At 61.2% G+C, this 16,222-nt stretch carries 15 protein-coding genes and 1 tRNA gene; 6 read left to right on the top strand and 10 right to left on the bottom strand.

Annotated elements, in window-relative coordinates; all coding sequences use genetic code 11:
* The 4 genes from HDC37_RS04105 to HDC37_RS04090 form a co-directional block, all read right to left on the bottom strand.
* Window positions 1-3,102, bottom strand: coding sequence for a type I restriction endonuclease subunit R (locus tag HDC37_RS04105; RefSeq protein ID WP_179559156.1), 3,102 nt, complete (start codon window positions 3,100-3,102; stop codon window positions 1-3).
* Window positions 3,099-4,349 (bottom strand): restriction endonuclease subunit S, encoded by a 1,251-nt coding sequence (locus HDC37_RS04100; protein WP_179559155.1) that lies wholly within the window; start codon window positions 4,347-4,349, stop codon window positions 3,099-3,101. The genes HDC37_RS04105 and HDC37_RS04100 overlap by 4 nt, the downstream gene beginning before the upstream one ends.
* Entirely contained in the window at window positions 4,346-4,969 is a 624-nt protein-coding gene (locus tag HDC37_RS04095) for a hypothetical protein (RefSeq protein ID WP_179559154.1), read from the bottom strand. The genes HDC37_RS04100 and HDC37_RS04095 overlap by 4 nt, the downstream gene beginning before the upstream one ends.
* 178 nt (window positions 4,970-5,147) lie before the next feature.
* Complete coding sequence (locus HDC37_RS04090; protein WP_179559153.1) at window positions 5,148-6,728, bottom strand: type I restriction-modification system subunit M; 1,581 nt, start codon at window positions 6,726-6,728, stop codon at window positions 5,148-5,150.
* A gap of 238 nt (window positions 6,729-6,966) precedes the next feature.
* On the opposite strand from HDC37_RS04090, the gene HDC37_RS04085 reads away from it, so the two are divergent.
* Window positions 6,967-8,046, top strand: a complete 1,080-nt coding sequence (locus HDC37_RS04085; RefSeq protein ID WP_179559152.1) for a hypothetical protein — start codon at window positions 6,967-6,969, stop codon at window positions 8,044-8,046.
* Between the two features lie 51 nt (window positions 8,047-8,097).
* Here the strand turns inward: HDC37_RS04085 and HDC37_RS04080 are convergent, their stop codons facing one another.
* Window positions 8,098-8,283, bottom strand: a complete 186-nt coding sequence (locus HDC37_RS04080; protein ID WP_179559151.1) for a hypothetical protein — start codon at window positions 8,281-8,283, stop codon at window positions 8,098-8,100.
* A 170-nt stretch (window positions 8,284-8,453) separates the two neighbouring features.
* Between HDC37_RS04080 and HDC37_RS04075 the strand changes: the two genes are divergently transcribed.
* The 4 genes from HDC37_RS04075 (at window position 8,454) to HDC37_RS04060 (ending at window position 10,986) form a co-directional block, all read left to right on the top strand.
* Complete coding sequence (locus HDC37_RS04075) at window positions 8,454-8,621, top strand: hypothetical protein (protein ID WP_179559150.1); 168 nt, start codon at window positions 8,454-8,456, stop codon at window positions 8,619-8,621.
* Window positions 8,622-8,689: 68 nt separating this feature from the next.
* Window positions 8,690-9,046 carry a GIY-YIG nuclease family protein gene (locus HDC37_RS04070; RefSeq protein WP_179559149.1) on the top strand — a complete coding sequence of 119 codons (357 nt, stop codon included), beginning with the start codon at window positions 8,690-8,692 and terminating at the stop codon, window positions 9,044-9,046.
* A 310-nt stretch (window positions 9,047-9,356) separates the two neighbouring features.
* Window positions 9,357-10,100, top strand: a complete 744-nt coding sequence (locus tag HDC37_RS04065) for a hypothetical protein (protein ID WP_179559148.1) — start codon at window positions 9,357-9,359, stop codon at window positions 10,098-10,100.
* 73 nt (window positions 10,101-10,173) lie between these two features.
* Window positions 10,174-10,986 carry a GIY-YIG nuclease family protein gene (locus HDC37_RS04060; RefSeq protein WP_179559147.1) on the top strand — a complete coding sequence of 271 codons (813 nt, stop codon included), beginning with the start codon at window positions 10,174-10,176 and terminating at the stop codon, window positions 10,984-10,986.
* Between the two features lie 90 nt (window positions 10,987-11,076).
* On the opposite strand, the gene HDC37_RS04055 is transcribed toward HDC37_RS04060, so the two are convergent.
* Entirely contained in the window at window positions 11,077-11,217 is a 141-nt protein-coding gene (locus HDC37_RS04055) for a hypothetical protein (protein ID WP_179559146.1), read from the bottom strand.
* Window positions 11,218-11,763: 546 nt separating this feature from the next.
* Between HDC37_RS04055 and HDC37_RS04050 the strand changes: the two genes are divergently transcribed.
* A complete protein-coding gene (locus HDC37_RS04050; RefSeq protein ID WP_179559145.1) occupies window positions 11,764-12,933 on the top strand; it encodes a site-specific integrase in 1,170 nt (389 codons plus the stop codon).
* A gap of 15 nt (window positions 12,934-12,948) precedes the next feature.
* Here HDC37_RS04050 and HDC37_RS04045 read toward each other — a convergent pair.
* The 4 genes from HDC37_RS04045 to HDC37_RS04030 all read right to left on the bottom strand — a co-directional run bounded on the left by HDC37_RS04045 (window position 12,949) and on the right by HDC37_RS04030 (window position 16,219).
* Window positions 12,949-13,020 (bottom strand) — tRNA-Arg (locus tag HDC37_RS04045).
* 64 nt (window positions 13,021-13,084) lie between these two features.
* Complete coding sequence (locus tag HDC37_RS04040) at window positions 13,085-13,999, bottom strand: helix-turn-helix domain-containing protein (RefSeq protein ID WP_179559144.1); 915 nt, start codon at window positions 13,997-13,999, stop codon at window positions 13,085-13,087.
* 588 nt (window positions 14,000-14,587) lie between these two features.
* Window positions 14,588-15,355 carry a hypothetical protein gene (locus tag HDC37_RS04035; protein ID WP_179559143.1) on the bottom strand — a complete coding sequence of 256 codons (768 nt, stop codon included), beginning with the start codon at window positions 15,353-15,355 and terminating at the stop codon, window positions 14,588-14,590.
* Window positions 15,325-16,219 (bottom strand): IS5 family transposase gene (locus HDC37_RS04030; RefSeq protein ID WP_179559560.1). Its coding sequence is split into 2 segments (ribosomal slippage): window positions 15,325-15,867 and window positions 15,869-16,219, totalling 894 coding nucleotides; the frame shifts between segments, so codons are not numbered across the junction. Before HDC37_RS04030 ends, HDC37_RS04035 begins: the two co-directional genes overlap by 31 nt.
* Window positions 16,220-16,222 lie beyond the last annotated feature (3 nt).

The raw sequence follows: 16,222 nt of genomic DNA, 5'->3' as shown, positions 1-16,222 counted from the left end.
CTACTCGTCGTCAGTCTCCTTGGCGCCCAAGCCAAAGAACCGCTCGAAGAAGAACCCGAGCTTCTCGAGAACGCGTTGCTTCTTCTCGCCATGACCGCCGTCGGGCCCGAAGCGTGAGACCGGCGGAAGTACCTTGGTGATAGCCGTGCCAGTGACCTTCACCTCGCCCTCGCGGAACGCCGTTGCGATGAACGCGCGGGTCTCGTCTGGCTTGAGGTTCTCTTCATCGATGATGGCATTCAGTTCCGTGGTGCGACGGGCAGCCACGTACGCAGCCCACTGTTCGTCGATATCCCCGTTCGCAGAGATCGACTCCACGAAGTCCTCAACCAAGTCCTTCTTGTTGCGCAAGCTCGGGCTGGCATCAATTGCATGCGAGATGTTCGCGCGAATCTCACGATCTTCCCCATCGCCCCGGTTATCGCGGAACTTCTGGACAAGCATTAGGACGTAGTCGACATTGATCTCGACCTGCTTGATCAGCTCGATCTCGAAGACGACGTCGTCAACGATGGACTCCTTCTCGGTGTCCCTAGTTGTCCGGAAGTCGGCGTAAAGGTCGAGATAGACGCTGCGATAGTCCTGACCCTGGCGATCTGTCAGGATCTCGTGCCCGATGAAGTCGTCGAACGAGCTCAGAATGTTCTGTAGGCGCAGGATCTGGCCGAACAGCGCGATGAACGCCTTCTGTGCCGATTCACCGACGATCGGCTCGCCGAGCGGGAACCGCTCGAAAAGCTCCTGCACCTTTTCTGAGTAGGTCTCGTAGTACTCGCCGTAGGGCTTTAGAAGGACGATGCCCTTGGCGTCCTTGTTGCCGAAGAGCGCGATCGCCTCGTTCGTCTCCTCCTCGAGATCACGGAAACTGACGATATTGCCGTACGTCTTGACGGAGTTGAGGATGCGGTTGGTGCGCGAGTACGCCTGAATCAGGCCGTGATTGACGAGTCGTTTGTCGACAAAGAGGGTGTTGAGCGTGGTGGCGTCGAAGCCTGTCAGGAACATGTTGACCACGATGACGAGGTCCAGCTCGCGGTTCTTGAGTCGAAGCGAGAGGTCCTTGTAGTAGTTCTGGAACTTGTCGGAAGAGGTGTCGAAGCTCGTCGCGAACATGGCGTTGTAGTCCTCGATCGCGGCCGCTAGAAAGTCGCGCGAGGACTGGTCGAGTGCGCCGGTGTCGAAGCCCTCGTCGTCGAGATACTCGTCGCCGACTGCGTCGTTCGCAGCATACGAGTAGATGATTCCTATCTTGAGCTGGCGATCGGGCGTGACCTCCGCCTGTGCCTCCTTGAAGCGCGTGTAATAGCGCTTCGCCGCCTCGATCGAGGCGGTGGCGAACAGGGCGTTGAAGCCATGCACACGGCGTTCACCCAGCGAATAGTGTTCCGACCTGCGCGTCTTCTGGTCAAAGTGCTCGAGCGTGTACTCAACGATCTTGGTGAGGCGCTCGGAAGCAAGGAGGGCCTTCTCGGTGTCGATCGCAGACACCTGCGCATCGACGACCGCGCCAACCTGAACCGTGTTGACGTAGTCGATGCGGAACGGCAGGACGTTTTTGTCGCTGATGGCGTCGACGATTGTGTAGGCGTGGATCGCCATCTGATGGCTCTCGGGCGGGCAGTTCTTCGGGTCGCCGTGCAAGAAGCACCCGAAGGCCTGAGCCGTAGTCCGCAACCTCGGGTTACCGCTGGTGCCTGCGTTCACCGCGAAGATCGGCGTTCCGGTGAAGCCGAAGAGGTTGTATCGCTTGAACGCCTTCGTGATCGCGGTGTGCATATCGCCGAACTGTGATCGGTGGCACTCGTCGAAGATCAGAACGACGTGGCCTTCGAAGATGGCGTGGCCCTTGTTGGCAGGCGCATTGATGAACGTCGCAAGCTTCTGAATCGTGGTGATAATGATCCGTGCGTTCGGATCTTCCAGCTGCTTCTTGAGCACCGTCGTGGAGGTATTGGAATTGGCCGCTCCCTTCTCGAACCGGTCGTACTCACGCATCGTCTGATAGTCGAGATCCTTGCGGTCGACGACGAACAGCACCTTCTCCACGCTCGGCATCCGGCTGGCGAGTTGGGCTGCCTTAAAGCTCGTCAGTGTCTTACCTGAACCCGTCGTATGCCACACGTACCCGCCGGCCCTCAGGCTGCCGAGCTGCTTGTAGTTGCCCGAGATCTCAATGCGGTTCAGGATCCGCTCCGCAGCGACGATTTGGTAGGGGCGCATCACGAGCAGCATGCGGTCGGCGGTGAGCACGCAGTACTTGGTGAGGACATTGAGCAACGTATGACGGGCGAAGAAGGTTTTGGCGAATGCCGAGAGATCCTGAATTGGCCGATTCTGCGCGTCGGCCCACCATGATGTGAACTCGAACGAGTTGCTCGTCCTGCGCGTCCGCTTCTTGCCCTTCAGATCCTCGACGTGTTGGCGCCGGGTCGTGTTGCTGTAGTACTTGGTCAGCGTGCCGTTGCTGATGACGAAGAGCTGAACGTATTCGAAAAGGCCTGAACCGGCCCACAGGCTGTCGCGCTGGTAGCGATCGATCTGGTTGAACGCCTCGCGGATGTCGACGCCGCGGCGCTTGAGCTCGATGTGCACCATTGGAAGTCCGTTGACGAGCACGGTCACGTCGTAACGATTGCCGTAGCTTGCGCCGCCCTCACCCGCAGCGAGTTCGTACTGGTTGATCACCTGCAGGCGGTTGTTGTGAACGCTCTTCTTGTCGATGAGGCTGATGTTCTTGGTCGTCCCGTCGTCGCGCTTCAGTGCCTGAATGTGATCGTCCTGCAGGCGAACGGTTTTCTCAGCGATCCCATCATTAGCTGCAGCGATCTTCGTTGTGAAGAACCGCTCCCACTCGGCGTCGCTGAAAATGGTGCGGTTGAGTGCCTCAAGCTGAGCCCGGAGGTTGGCGACCAGTTGTCGTTCACTGGTGATCGGAAGATGTTCATACGCCTGCGCCTCGAGAAGCTTGATGAACTCCTTCTCCAGCTCAGCTTCGGACTGGTAGGCAACACCATCGCTCGCATCGGCGACATACTCGGCAACGACCGTGCTCTCGGAGCTGACGGCGATTGGGTCGTACCGACGAGGGCGAAGATCACTCATGACGGAAGCTCCTCGAAGGTAAGTAGACGATCGCGGTAGTACTCCCGCTGGGTGCGGCGGCCGACTATCTCGCGACGAACACCGGCAGACAGCTCAGTACTCAGGGCGTCGAGTTTGCCGAGTGTGGCGACGATCTGCTCTTGCTCCTCAATGGAATGGATGGGAATGCGGACTCGAGACAGGATGTCGTCATTCAGACTGACACGCGTCGAGAGGATCGCCATCCGCGCGATCTGCGTTCTGAAGAGCGATGAGCGAAAAAAGTACGCGGCAAACTGCGCATCAATGACGCGCTGCGTCTTTGGGCGCAAACGTTTCGTAAAGCCATTGAACGTGGCCGTCGGGTAGTCCCTGAGCGCTGCGCAGCTCGTACCGAGTCCGTCAAGATCTTCACTCGTGCGGGTTACAAAAACATCGCCGGCCTTAATCGAGTACCGAGCCTGCTCAGCTTCTGTCGAGTTGACGAGATCGGTGAGCTCGGATGGAACAACCGCGTTGTTGAACACGGTCTTGAACGACAGGAACGGGTGCCCAAAACCGAACTCGTCTGCACTCTTTGAAAGCCCGGAAGACGAGTCGTAAAGTTCACCGACCATGGCCCACCGCTCATGGTCAGTCTCCGATCCAATCAGGAGGGAGTCACGATAGTGTGCATACTGCACCTGACGAATCTCGAGCTCGCGGCGGAGCTCAGTGACGAGTAGCTCGTCCTGCGAGCTGAACTCGTCCAAGATTCTGACGATCTCTCGCTGAATCTCGAGGTGCGGAACTGGAATCCGATACGCGCGAACTGCGGCGTCGGAGATCGCCGGGTAGTTACCTGGAACCTGGTTCGCTTCGATGTAACGGCGGAATGCGTCCGTGCCCAGGATGTGCGCGAGAAAGTTGGTCAGGACCACAGATGTCTCTGGCCGGAGCACGCAGAAACCGGTGCTCGCGATCTGGCCATCGAGCTCTTCTGGAATCACCGCCCAGCGCATCTGCGCCGGCCGCGTCGTGGCGAAGATGACATCGCCCTGGCGCACAACCTGCCGCGCGCGGCTCGGCGCATCTTTAACTGTGACGGTGGCTGTGACACCAATCTTGCGTGTGACACGATCGACGGATGACAGGTCGATGTACTGAAAGGCTTGCTCGCCAGTGTCCGACCAGCGGATGTTCTTTCCCCTGGTTGTGATGTCGCCGATGGCCCGATAGGTCACGCCATTTGGAGCAAGCTTGTCGATGAGTTCGTAAACCCGGCTCATGACGACACTCCTTCAGACGCAATCTGCCCAATATCATCAATGCCCCAGCCAAGTTCCTCGATCGCGTTTGCGTATTCGTTGTCTTTCGCAACCTGATCGACGACACCGAGCACGAGCTGCCTGCAAGGCCGGTACTTCGCGAGGGCAACATCCTCGTCGGACTGCCCATGAATCACGTCGCTGAGTTCACCGAAGAGCTTGTAGCCACTCCCGGAGAAGCGCAGCGGGATGATGTTGCGCTTCTCATTGACCTCCTGCAGCACGTCTTTGAACGGGCGTCGCTTCCCTCTCGCCGTCTGGAGCGGGACTTCAGCAATCTCGGCGACCTGATGCGTCACCAACTCAAATATCTTGCGTAGGTAGATCATCGAGCCCGCGCCAAGACCGAGTTCGAAGGCGATCTGAGCACGCGTCAGGAGATCAGCGAACGGCCCGGAATCTGACTGAATGCGATCTGCGCGATCGCGCAAGTTCTCGGTGTAGCGCTCGACACGAACGAGCGGGGCGGAGGAGTAGAAGTCATCCTCGCCCGCGACCAGAAACCACGCTTCAACCGTACTGGCACATGTCGAGCACTTGAGGGTGACGTCGATGCTTAGCAGCCGCTCTCCGACAACCAAGCACGACAGTGTCGAGCTAGAGAGGAAAGTGCGAGATCCAGCGCATGTTCGACACCGGAAGTTCAGCGCGACCTGACCTGCGCGAATCGTCGTCGTCCGCCCCCAGCCAAGGGGCCGGGCTCCAAAGAGAAACCGGTCAACACGTGACTCTGTCCGCTCAGGCGCTGCCGAAAGAAGGTCAGACAGCTGCATCTCCCCTCGCTTCCAGCTCAGCCACAATCTCATCGATAGCCGCACGCAGCTCACCTTGGCGATGCACGATCTCGAGAAGTTCCGCGTTGAGGCTTCCGATATCAACGACCTCGCGGGTGTCCCTCGCCTCGACGTACGAAGTGACGGAGATGTTGTAGTTGTTGGCGGCGAGATCGGCGTTCGAGACGAGTTTGGCGAAGTGATCGACATCCTCTCGCGCGACGAACGCACCGAGGATGGCGTCCTGGTTCTCCGTGCTGAGTTTGTTTTTGTTGGCCGGGCGAGTCACCTCTCCAGTCGCATCGATGAATAGGACCGAGTTGTCCTTCTTCGACTTCTTGAGCACGAGGATGCAGGTTGCAATTGCGGTACCGAAGAAGAGGTCCGGCGGCAGCTGAATCACTGTATCGACGTAGTTGTTCTCGATGAGGTACTTACGGATCTTCTGCTCCGCGCCCCCGCGATACATGACCCCCGGAAACTCAACGATTGCGGCGGTGCCGTCCACGGCAAGCCAACTGAGGATGTGCATGGTGAAGGCAAGGTCTGCTTTGCTCTTCGGCGCCAGAACACCCGCGGGCGCGAAGCGCGGATCGTTGATAAGAAGCGGGTTGCTGTCACCCTCCCAATTGATGGAGTATGGCGGGTTGGAGACGATCGCCTCGAACGGCTCGTCGTCCCAGTGCGCTGGATCAACGAGGGTATCGCCGTGCGCCAGATTGAACTTCTCGTAGTTCACATCGTGCAGGAACATGTTGATGCGCGCGAGGTTATAGGTGGTCAGGTTTATCTCCTGGCCGTAAAACCCCTGGCGAACGTTCTCCTTGCCGAGCACCTTCGCAAACTTGAGCAGCAACGAGCCAGACCCAACAGCCGGGTCATAGACCTTGTTGACCGACTTCTTGCCGACAACCGTGATGCGGGCGAGGAGTTCTGAGACTTCCTGCGGCGTGTAGTACTCACCACCAGACTTGCCAGCGTTGGCGGCGTACATCTGCATGAGGTACTCGTAGGCATCGCCAAATGTGTCAATGGCGTGATTGTCGAAGCCACCGAGATTGAGGTCGCCGATGGCGTTGAGCAGCTTGACCAGCTTCTCGTTTCGCCGAGCAACGGTGTTGCCGAGTTTGGCGCTATTGACATCGAGGTCATCGAAGAGTCCTTTGAGATCGTCCTCAGAGTCCGTTCCCGACGCCGATCCTTCGATGTTGGCGAAGATGCGCTCGAGCGTCTCGTTGAGGTTCTCATCGTCTGCTGCAACCGCACGGACGTTGACGAAGAGCTCACTCGGCAGGATGAAGAAGCCCTTCTCTGCGACAGTCTCCTTGCGACCGAACTCGGCGTTCTCGTCGCTCAGCGTGGCGAAGTCGAAGTTCTCGACGCCCGCCCTGCGCTCCGCGTCATTGATGTAGTTCGTAAGGTTCTCGGAGATGAATCTGTAGAACAGAATCCCCAGAACGTAGGACTTGAAGTCCCAGCCGTCCACCGAACCGCGAAGGTCGTTCGCGATGCGCCAGATCGTTCGATGCAATTCCGCGCGCTGTGCTTCTTTTGTTGTGGGGGCCATGTCTCGTCTCCTGCGGCGGGCGCGCTTGTTACTGTCGATGCTCTTAGGTACCGTATCGGCGGATGCGGACACCAACCGTGTGCCCCGCGGCGCATACGTCACCAGAAGCGGGGCAGCCGGGAGCACAATTGCTCAACCGGATCCTGTGGTCTGAGTATTATTGTTCCATAACCAGGGCTTTTTGAGAATGGCCAGTTGACGACGAATCGACTCGCGTCCGATGCGCGACAATCTCGTCATGGCTTCCATCTTGACGCTGAACCAGCGTCACTCGTTCGGGCTCGAGGCCGATCGAGTGACCTTCAAGCTGGACTCGCAGCAGTTTGGCCGCTGGATACGGTCGCACTTCAACACGCTGGTGCGAGGCCTGGGCGAGCAAGGTGTGCGGTACGAGCAGCTTGCCCCCGCACTCGTTCCGAGCACGAAGCGCTACGAGATGGCACTGCTCTTCAACGTCGATGCCGTCGGGCACTGGTGGTTCGGGCACGCGGTGATGGAGCGCCTGCTGCCTCTTCTCGACCACGCTTCCACCCGAAGCGTTTTGCATGGGGACATTGGCTGGCATCCCGCGGCGACGCGCGAGCTTGCGTCGTACTCCGGGTTAGTGCCAGGCGCGCTCCAGGACTGGGGCGAACAGTTGATCTACTGCGCCTACGTCACCAACCTGTCGGCGCCACAGGTCGAGACGATCCGAGCTGCCTTCGTGGACACGCCCGGATACCTGGGACACGTGCCGACGACGTACCACTCACCGTTTCGCACCGAGGTCGCCGACATTCTCCCGTCGGCGTTCGTACAGTATCAGGACGCAGTCATCACTGATCACGGGCTCGACGAGCCGCTAGTGGGTACCAGTAACGAATCCGGATTACCGTTCGAGCGATTTGGCTTTCGGACGGTCAGCACGGTTGGGTCGCTCTTCACTCCCCTGCTCTCGTACAAGATCCAGTCCGAGCGAGCACCCATCCACCGAGACGACCTCCTTGTTTCACTCAACGCCATCTCGGATCAGCCCATGGAGCTTGGCGAGTTCGAAGTGCTCATCCCAGAAGCGAAGTTCGGGTATCTGCGCGACGCCAAAGGCGAGATTCTGAAGATCGCTGGCCTTGATCAGCACTCGCGCGAGGAACTCGCAGCCGTCATCCGTGCCGAGATCGAAAACGACTACATCTATCGCTTACAGACGAACATTGATGACACAGTGCAGTTCACGATAATGCTGGAGCTGCCCCGAGCCGACGCTCACCCGGTCAAGCTCGCCGCGGGCTTGAAGTATTTTCCTGACACGAAGCAACTGAGTCTGGTCACGCTGACATAGGCAGATTCGAATGGAGTCGGCCCTCCGCTGGCTGTCGTCTCTCGAGAAGGCCTAGTTGATCTCCACGTCCTCGACGAACGGGCGGATCGCGAGCCAGTCGATGTCTTCGTTGACGAAGAAGAACTCGCGCCCGGCGGCGTTGTGACGTGCCCGCAGGCCGTCAGTGATCCGCACGCTCAGCGGGCGGATCGGGCCGAGAGCCGTGGCCGGCACCTCGGGCGGTTCGTTCTCACTCATGGTGAGCCCTCCTCATCGGAAGCGGCGGATGATCCCCGGTTGGGATCCTCTACACCGCAGCCCGACGAGGAGCGGATGACTGAGTATGAACAGTCGGACGAAAATGTCAATGCTCGTTGTTCATTCCACAACGACCTTGAATGTCGGTCGCGCTGGCTACCGTAAGCGGCATGGAACTTCGCAACGGCGTGTACTCAAGTCAAACCCGTGCCGACGACGCAGAAGACATCCTCCGCCTCGCGCGGCGGATTGAGGCCGCAACTGACGACCCGCAGATCAAGGCCGACGCCCAGAAGATCGTGCGGCTTGCCCGCGACCTCGAAGACGAACTGCGGTGACCTTGGGCCGCCCGGAGTCAGATGAGTGGCGTGCGCTTTTGTCCGCGCCGCGACACCCCACCGCCAACGTGGCACGCCCTGACATACCCGCTAAGCCGGGCGTCTATGCGTGGTTCCGAGACGGCGAGTGCGTCTACCTCGGGAAGGCGTCAGATCTGCGTTCTCGCCTCGGCACCCACCTGGGGACGTCGCTCGACCTCAGCAGAAGCACGCTCCGGTCGTGGGTGGCCGTGCGCGAACTCAACCTCGACCGGGAATACACCCGACGACGACCGACCGTGACGACTGCTCCCCAAGTAGCGATCGTGAATGCGTGGCTGCGGAGCTGCGAGCTGACGTGGGTGGTCACCGCGACGAAGGAAGACGCGGCGCTCCTGGAAGGCCGCCTACTTGCCGCCTACCGGCCACCGATCAATGTGGCCTAATCTAACGGCCGCTGACGGGGAGTGTTAGTCCGCTGAATTGGTCTCGACGTACTCGTAGACGGTCATGCCGAGCTGGTCAGATCCGGTACGACGGTAACCGCGCCCCTCGTGAACGAGCTAGTCGGGCAGTTCGCCGTAGATCGTCGTCTCTGTCCATCCTTCATCGGCACCTAAGAGCCGCACGATTCGTTCTTCCATGCGGGAGATCGTACCGCCGCGCCAAAACAGCGCCACCAGAGCACAGACATCGCGGGTAGGGAATCGGTGCGGCAGAGCACGAGATGTCGGACGCCCCTGACATTCTCATGTCATGAGTGACCTCGCCTACATGATTCGCGCCGACTGGGCGCAGCACGCCACCGCAATGGTGCAGAGCAGTGCGCTGATCCGCGATTGGGTCGGCAAGGCGCCGTACCTGTTCGCTGTCCCAGACATTCGTCGCTTCAACGAGTCCACGCGCAACCTCGACCGGGAAGCCGTGGACTTCATCGCGCCGCCGGGAACCGAGCGGAATGTCTTCGGCATCGCGGACTTCGGGCAGCTTCGCAGCGATGCGGACGGGATCGACCGCTGCGTCGTCATGATCCATCCTCGGAAGCGCGATGACGTGGAGACGATCCGCCAACTGGCGGACGACGGCAAGCTCCGAAGGGTGTTCGTGCTGGTGTGGTGGCATCAGGACGAGGTACGCACCTGGCTCGACGCTCACGGCGCACTGAACCTTCACGACCGACGGTCGATGGCCGCGCCCGACCCGCTGATGCTCGAAGCCGCAAGGATGATGATCGACGAGCAGTACAACGGCCTGAGTTCGGGCCACGGCAAGGACTGCGTCGTCCACCTCGTCCGTGCCTTCGCCGCCGAGGGCTACCCGGTCGACCCCGATGCCTGGCTCCGGGCGTATCTCGCGGCAGGCGGAGACTTCCGTCATTTCGACTCGGTGAAGAAGCTCGTGACCGAGATGCGCGACGGTGTGAAGCACCGCGTGCAGCCGCGCTACGTCGACAACATCTTCGAACTCATCAAAGGCCGCGCATCGGCTCCAATCTCCTAGCCTGTGTCCGTCGCTCGTAAGGTGGAGCGATGGACAACGAAGTCGGCGACGACCAACGGCAAGTGATCCGAGTATGGCGTTGACACTCGGCCCACTGCTCCTCGACGCGGGGATCGATCCCGCACGGGCGCTCGTTCTCCGACACGCGTTCGCTCAGGAGTCCGAGGAAAGCGGATTGACGGGTCTTCACGCGGACTCAACCCACCAGGAGATCTTCGAGTACACGCGAAAGCAGTCCGCCGATGCGCGGCGGTTCAACGCCATTCCGCCACCGGTGTGGGTCGTCTTCATCAAGGAAGGCGGCGACCGGGCACGATTCTGGTCAGTGCTCGAGAATCGCGGCGAAACGGCGAACAACGGCATCATCCGCACCTTTGACGTGACCGAGTCCGAGCACATGGCCGACCTCCGGAACCGCCTCGTCATCGGCTGGAGGTCACCTCGTGCATGGCGTCTCAATGGCCCGACCGCTGCCGCCTACCCGGTGCTGGAGATCGCGGATGCCCAGCCGATCCCGTTTCCCGGCTTCGACCGTCTCGTGCTCAGCCACGTGCAGCTGCAAGCCGTGATGCGCGAGCACCGCTACGCCTCGTGGCGCACGACGCTCTCTTCCGTTTCCGGCGTGTACCTCATCACGGACACCCGCGACGGTCGGCAGTACGTCGGCAAGGCCGATGGGCTCGAGAGTGTCCGTCAGCGCTGGAGCGCCTACGCCACGAACGGCCACGGAGGGAACGTGGAGCTTCGAGGGCTCGAGCCCTCGAGCTTCCGCTTCTCACTGCTGCGTGTCTTCGATCCGTCGACGCCCACGAGGGACATCGGCGCGGCCGAGAGCCATTTCAAGGACGCGCTCGACTCCCGCCGTCACGGGCTGAACAGGAACTGACAGGCCCGCGGACCGCGCTCCGGGTCCGTGTCACCTGATTTCGGGCAGAGCTCTCCCCTCATAAGGGCGATTGGCGTTTTCGCGAGTGCTCTACTTGCGGCGTGCGCGAGCGAGTCGGACGGCGCGCTTGTTGGCGCGCTCCGACACGAGCGGCAGCAGCTTCAGCACGAATGTGCTGATGACCGCGAGCAGAGGGGACGCGAGACCGAGAGCCTGAAAGACCTCGAGCATGACGCAACCTCCTCATGAGGTGGTGCCCGGCCGGAGGCCGAGCGGGCGACCGTGACTGAACGAGTCACGGAGTCGAGAGATGCCCCAAGGGCATGAAAAAAGCCGGTCGATGACCGGCTGGATCTAGGGCGCGAACTACCGCACAGCCTCAGCGTAGCCCAAGGGGGTGACACCACTTGTCAAGGACCCGCCGGCAAAGAGAAAGGCGAGCCCGGAGGCTCGCCCTGATTTTGGCCGCACTTATCTGCGTGATAACACTTTCGCAGATTTCGCGACTTGGAGCCGTGAGACACGCCGAAGCAGCCGACCAGATCGAATTCGCTCCCAGAGCCGATGAAAGGACCTCGCCCTACGCTGGAGCAATGGACGAGGACACCGATGCACTCATCACTGGTGAGCAGCCGCGGTGTCCAGAGTAGGTGTCCTGATGCGTGGCGACCCGGTCGGATACGCCTGCCCTGCATGCGGGCATCACGAGGTCATCCCTGACGTAAAGCATCCTGGCGAAGGAAACGGCTTGCAGGACTTTCGCCGCCGGAGGTAACCATGGGATTCATCGGGGCATACGAGACCGCGAAAGGCCGCCGGTACCGCGCACGCTACGCAAAGCCGGACGGAACACCGACGGAGAAGCGTGGCTTCGCCACTAAGCGAGAAGCGGAGATGTTCCTCTCAACGGTTACTGTGTCGAAGGCCATGGGCAACTACATTGATCCCGCACTCGCAAAGGTGCGCATCGGCGATCTCGCCACCGGGTGGCTCGAGTCGAAGCAACCCCCGATGCTCAAGCCCGCGTCGTTTCAGCCACTCGTCACGGCCTGGAATGCGCACGTTGCGCCGGTGTGGGGTGACCGCGAGCTCTCGTCGATCCACAAGTCCGAGGTGCAGGCGTGGGTGTCCGATATGGCGACGCGCAGGTCGCGCTCGGTCGTCATGCGGGCCCTCGGCGTGTTGGCGGGCATAATCGACGTCGCGGTGGACGACAACCGGATCGCCGCGAACCCCGCACGCAACCTCAGGACACTGCCGCAGCGCGGGTTGAGCAAGCCGCGGGTCTACCTCTCGCACGAGCAGGTCAGCACGCTGGCCGCCAACTCCGCGCATCCGACGCTCGTTCTCGTGCTGGCGTATACCGGCCTGCGCTGGGGCGAAGCGACAGCGCTTCGTGTCCGTCATGTGAGCCCCGCGCGGCATCGCCTTAATGTCGAAGAGAACGCCGTACTCGTGAAGTGGCAGATCCACGTCGGCACGCCCAAGACCCATGAGCGTCGCTCCGTGCCGTACCCGGAGCGGCTGGCTCCGCTGATCAAGGCAGCGTGCGCGGACAAAGGGCCGGATGAGCTGCTGTTTGGCAACGGTGTGACGCACATGAAGCACGAGAGTGACGACCGCAGCTGGTTCGCGACGGCCGTCCGGCGGGCGCGCAAGGAGGATCCGTCGATCCCGCGACTGACACCGCACGATCTACGCCACACGGCAGCGTCACTCGCGATCAGCGCCGGGGCGAACGTCAAAGCGGTGCAGCGGATGCTCGGGCACGCGTCAGCTGCGATGACGCTCGACACCTACGCCGATCTGTTCGACGACGACCTCGACGAAGTCGCAGAGCGCCTAAACGAGGCGATGCGCAAGATCCCGTCGTCGTTCGAGCGTGAGCGGAAGTCCCCACCGCTGTCGAGCAAGGAACGCGCGTTGATTCGTCAGATAAATACCTGATGAGAATAGAAAATGTGCCCCTGGAGGGATTCGAACCCCCGACCCGCTCCTTAGGACGGAGTGGCTCTTCCACTGAGCTACAGAGGCCAGCACCTACAAGCGTAGCGCCCCGGCTCTCTAGCGACTCGAGACAGGCGACGCCGAGCGGAGGCTAACTCGGCGAGTAGCCGCGATGCGTGTTCTCGCGAATGAAGGACATCAGCGACTCGCGCGCGATGTACTTGCGGGAACCAATGCGTGTGAACTCGATGTCCCCACGATTTGTTAGCTCGTAGAGCGCCGAGTACGGAATGCCGAGCGCACCGGCCGCATCCTTCAGCGACAGCAGCATCGGGCCGGATTCATCGAGCAGGTTCGGCTTAATGACCGTCGTCTGCTCTGCTTCTACGACCTCGATCTCAGAGCCCTTCGTTTCCCAGTGGCCGAAGTAGGCGTACGGCTTCGCGAACTCTTCGCGAACTTTGCGTGCGGCGTCCTCTTCGTCGGTCGCGCGTATCCAGCGCTCCGCCAATTGCACGCGCGTCACCACAACCTTGTACCGCACGTAGATCTCCTGCTTGTTGACCTGCTTGACGTTTACTGACTTCTTCGGTCGGGAACGTGCCGGAGCTTGCCGCAGCGCGCGCTTCCCATCATCAGACTCGGCACCTATACCCGACGTCGCCACGGCGGTTCGCCCGTAAACCTTCGGCCCCGCCGCTTCGCGCTCGTTGAAGTCCGAGTCTGTTTCCCTGGGCCAGATGAGCCCGCGCGCGGTGGGGACCGCGCGCCAGGTTGCTCCGCGACCAGAGATCTCAACGAGACCGCGGTTCTTCAAAGCGCGCGCCGTGATCCGGTGAGCAAATGAATCGTCGGAATAGACCCCCTCGGGACAGTGATCCACGATCCAGGCGAGGACAGCGGTCTGGGCAGGATTGAGCTGAATCGGGCTAAGCAGCCGGTCCTTCTCGGCATCCCCATGCTCCACTAGTTCATCTTCGCGCTCCGAGCGCAATCGCTCCCCTACATCGATAACCCAAATCTGGATCCACAGCAGTTGAGCGGCAGTCGACTTGGGCCACACCATCCGAAGGCCTCCATGAAAGCAGAATGAAGACTCGAGCGTCAGTTGCAACCCGTTCTGGGCTTCCAGCCGGCTGCCCCGAGGTGTCTCAGATCCATGCTTTTGACATGCGCGTGAGCGTGTCTGCTCGGAGCAGCTGAGTGCCGCCTGATCGAGTTCCAAAAGTCTGTCTCTGTGACGTGTCTCAGAAAGCAGTGCAGTTTCCAGAGAGTGAATGGGGCCGCGTCGGCCAAGTAGAGGCGACGTCCCGGTCCCCGGAGAGTTCGGTGGTGCCATCTAACCAGGACCAAACAATCGTCGGGCGGTGGGTGGGGTGACGCAGCGAGATGATGGGGCATGGTCTCAGAGACGTGGCGAATATACGGAGAACCGTCTCGCCGTGGGATATCTGGCGAGCGCAAGTCGCCCCACCCACGAGATCTCCCGCGGGCGGGGCTTATGGGCACTCCATCGAGAGAAGCGGTGCTGATCCACCCGAACCCCCTGTACATCTGATCCGTCGCGCAGTTGCCGACCGGCCATCGGTCCCACGATCGGGTCGCCTCGTGCGCCCGGGGAAGCGGAAGGGGTCCCCGCCGCGACAGCGTTTGGTTACTCGAGAGCCAGCGATGTGGGATCGATGAGTTGGAACCCTTCCGGAGGGTTGCACCCACTGTGCGCTGCCATACTTTCGAGATCCCGCCTGGTGAATATCTCCGCGTAGACCATTCGGTCCCGGAGGGATTGGCGATGGCCGCCCATGTTGAAGCCTGCCCATGCACGGATTTCGGGGTCGATTCCAACGCCGCGAAAGTCACTGCCATGTAGGTCCGAGCGGCGCAGCGGTGTGCTGGTAGTGAAGCGACAAAGCACAATGCGGTCATCAATAGCTTGAAATGGTTGCACCGACGGGTCGAAGGTTGCAGTTACACCCTCGGGAACCCTGATACCGACCTTGTGTGTTGCGATCCGGCCGATTCCAATATGTGGTGTGCGGTGTCGGTCTGTGCGCGCCAGCTCGTTGACCCAATAGAAGAGGTTGCTTTCTGGTCCCAATGGCGACTGATAGGGCTGGGCCTTCTCGACCATGTCCACGATCTCCTGGGGCACCGAGGTCAGCCGACTCCTCTGCCTCTTGAAGTCGGATGCCGTGGCGCAGATCGGGTACTGGAGCCTTTCGGCCTGCGCTGGAGGGTTCTGTTGAGTCGCCGCAGCAACCCACGCGTAGAAACCGTTGTCGAGCGCCGCGCGGATAGTTGCGAGCCATTCGCTGAAGACGAGCGACAGCGCGGCAGGCGCCGGCTCGCGTTGGACAGCGAAGAACTCGAACTCGGTGTCGCTGATGACAGCTAGGGCGTGTCTGACAAAGCGCGGGTCCATGCAATGACGGCGTTGAGGACGACGGCGGCGCGGTAGATGACGGCGTGCTTGTCGAAGCGGGTCGCGAGGCCGCGCCATTGCTTGGTGTGGCAGTAGTGGCGTTCGATCACGTTGCGGTTCCTGTAGTCGGCGGCATCGAGCCCGACCGGGCGGCCGCCGTGGGAACCGCGCCGTTTGCGATGCCCTTTCTGATCGTCGGGTTCAGGTATCACGGCCTTGATGCTGCGGGCGCGCAGGTGCCCGCGGATCGCTCGGGACGAGTACGCCTTGTCGCCGCGGATGGCGTCGGGTCTGGTCCGCGGCCTGCCGATGTCGCGGGCGACGCGCAGCTGCGCCATGAGCGGCAAGAACATCGGCGAGTCACCGGCCTGCCCGGGCGTGATCAGGGTGACAAGCGGGAGCCCGTTGCCGTCGACGAGCTGGTGGATCTTCGTCGAAAGCCCGCCGCGGGAGCGGCCGATCCCGTGATCAGGCGGCTCGATCAGCGGATTCGTGTAATTCGACTCAGCCCCCCGTGGTGCGAGTCGTGTTGGTCGCGTGCTGGTGCGCGCGGGCGATGGTCGAGTCCACCGAGAGCGACCAGTCGATCAACCCCGCAGCGTCGGCGGCAGCGGTCAGCTTGGCGAGGACCTTGTCCCATGTGCCGTCGGTCGCCATCCGGTGATGCCATGTCCACACCGTCTGCCACGGCCCGAACACCTCCGGGAGATCCCGCCATGCAATCCCGCACCGATAGCGGTACACGATCGCCTCGACCATCAGCCTCGCGTTCGAGAACCTCCTACCGGGCCGGCCCGTTGTACGCGGCAGCATCCCCTCGATCAGTGACCACTGGGCATCCGACAGCATCTGAAACCGCGACATGTG

Origin of the sequence: Microbacterium sp. AK009, from assembly GCF_013410955.1 — a bacterium.
Classification (GTDB): Bacteria; Actinomycetota; Actinomycetes; order Actinomycetales; family Microbacteriaceae; genus Microbacterium.
This window is presented reverse-complemented; position numbering and strand designations above follow the sequence as displayed.

Bases quoted from the DNA above. Each gene is read 5' to 3' on its own strand.
- HDC37_RS04105 (WP_179559156.1), bottom strand. From the start codon at position 3,102: ATGAGTGATCTTCGCCCTCGTCGGTACGACCCAATCGCCGTCAGCTCC.
- HDC37_RS04100 (WP_179559155.1), bottom strand. From the start codon at position 4,349: ATGAGCCGGGTTTACGAACTCATCGACAAGCTTGCTCCAAATGGCGTG.
- HDC37_RS04090 (WP_179559153.1), bottom strand. From the start codon at position 6,728: ATGGCCCCCACAACAAAAGAAGCACAGCGCGCGGAATTGCATCGAACG.
- HDC37_RS04085 (WP_179559152.1), top strand. From the start codon at position 6,967: ATGGCTTCCATCTTGACGCTGAACCAGCGTCACTCGTTCGGGCTCGAG.
- HDC37_RS04080 (WP_179559151.1), bottom strand. From the start codon at position 8,283: ATGAGTGAGAACGAACCGCCCGAGGTGCCGGCCACGGCTCTCGGCCCG.
- HDC37_RS04075 (WP_179559150.1), top strand. From the start codon at position 8,454: ATGGAACTTCGCAACGGCGTGTACTCAAGTCAAACCCGTGCCGACGAC.
- HDC37_RS04065 (WP_179559148.1), top strand. From the start codon at position 9,357: ATGAGTGACCTCGCCTACATGATTCGCGCCGACTGGGCGCAGCACGCC.
- HDC37_RS04060 (WP_179559147.1), top strand. From the start codon at position 10,174: ATGGCGTTGACACTCGGCCCACTGCTCCTCGACGCGGGGATCGATCCC.
- HDC37_RS04055 (WP_179559146.1), bottom strand. From the start codon at position 11,217: ATGCTCGAGGTCTTTCAGGCTCTCGGTCTCGCGTCCCCTCTGCTCGCG.
- HDC37_RS04050 (WP_179559145.1), top strand. From the start codon at position 11,764: ATGGGATTCATCGGGGCATACGAGACCGCGAAAGGCCGCCGGTACCGC.
- HDC37_RS04040 (WP_179559144.1), bottom strand. From the start codon at position 13,999: ATGGTGTGGCCCAAGTCGACTGCCGCTCAACTGCTGTGGATCCAGATT.
- HDC37_RS04035 (WP_179559143.1), bottom strand. From the start codon at position 15,355: ATGGACCCGCGCTTTGTCAGACACGCCCTAGCTGTCATCAGCGACACC.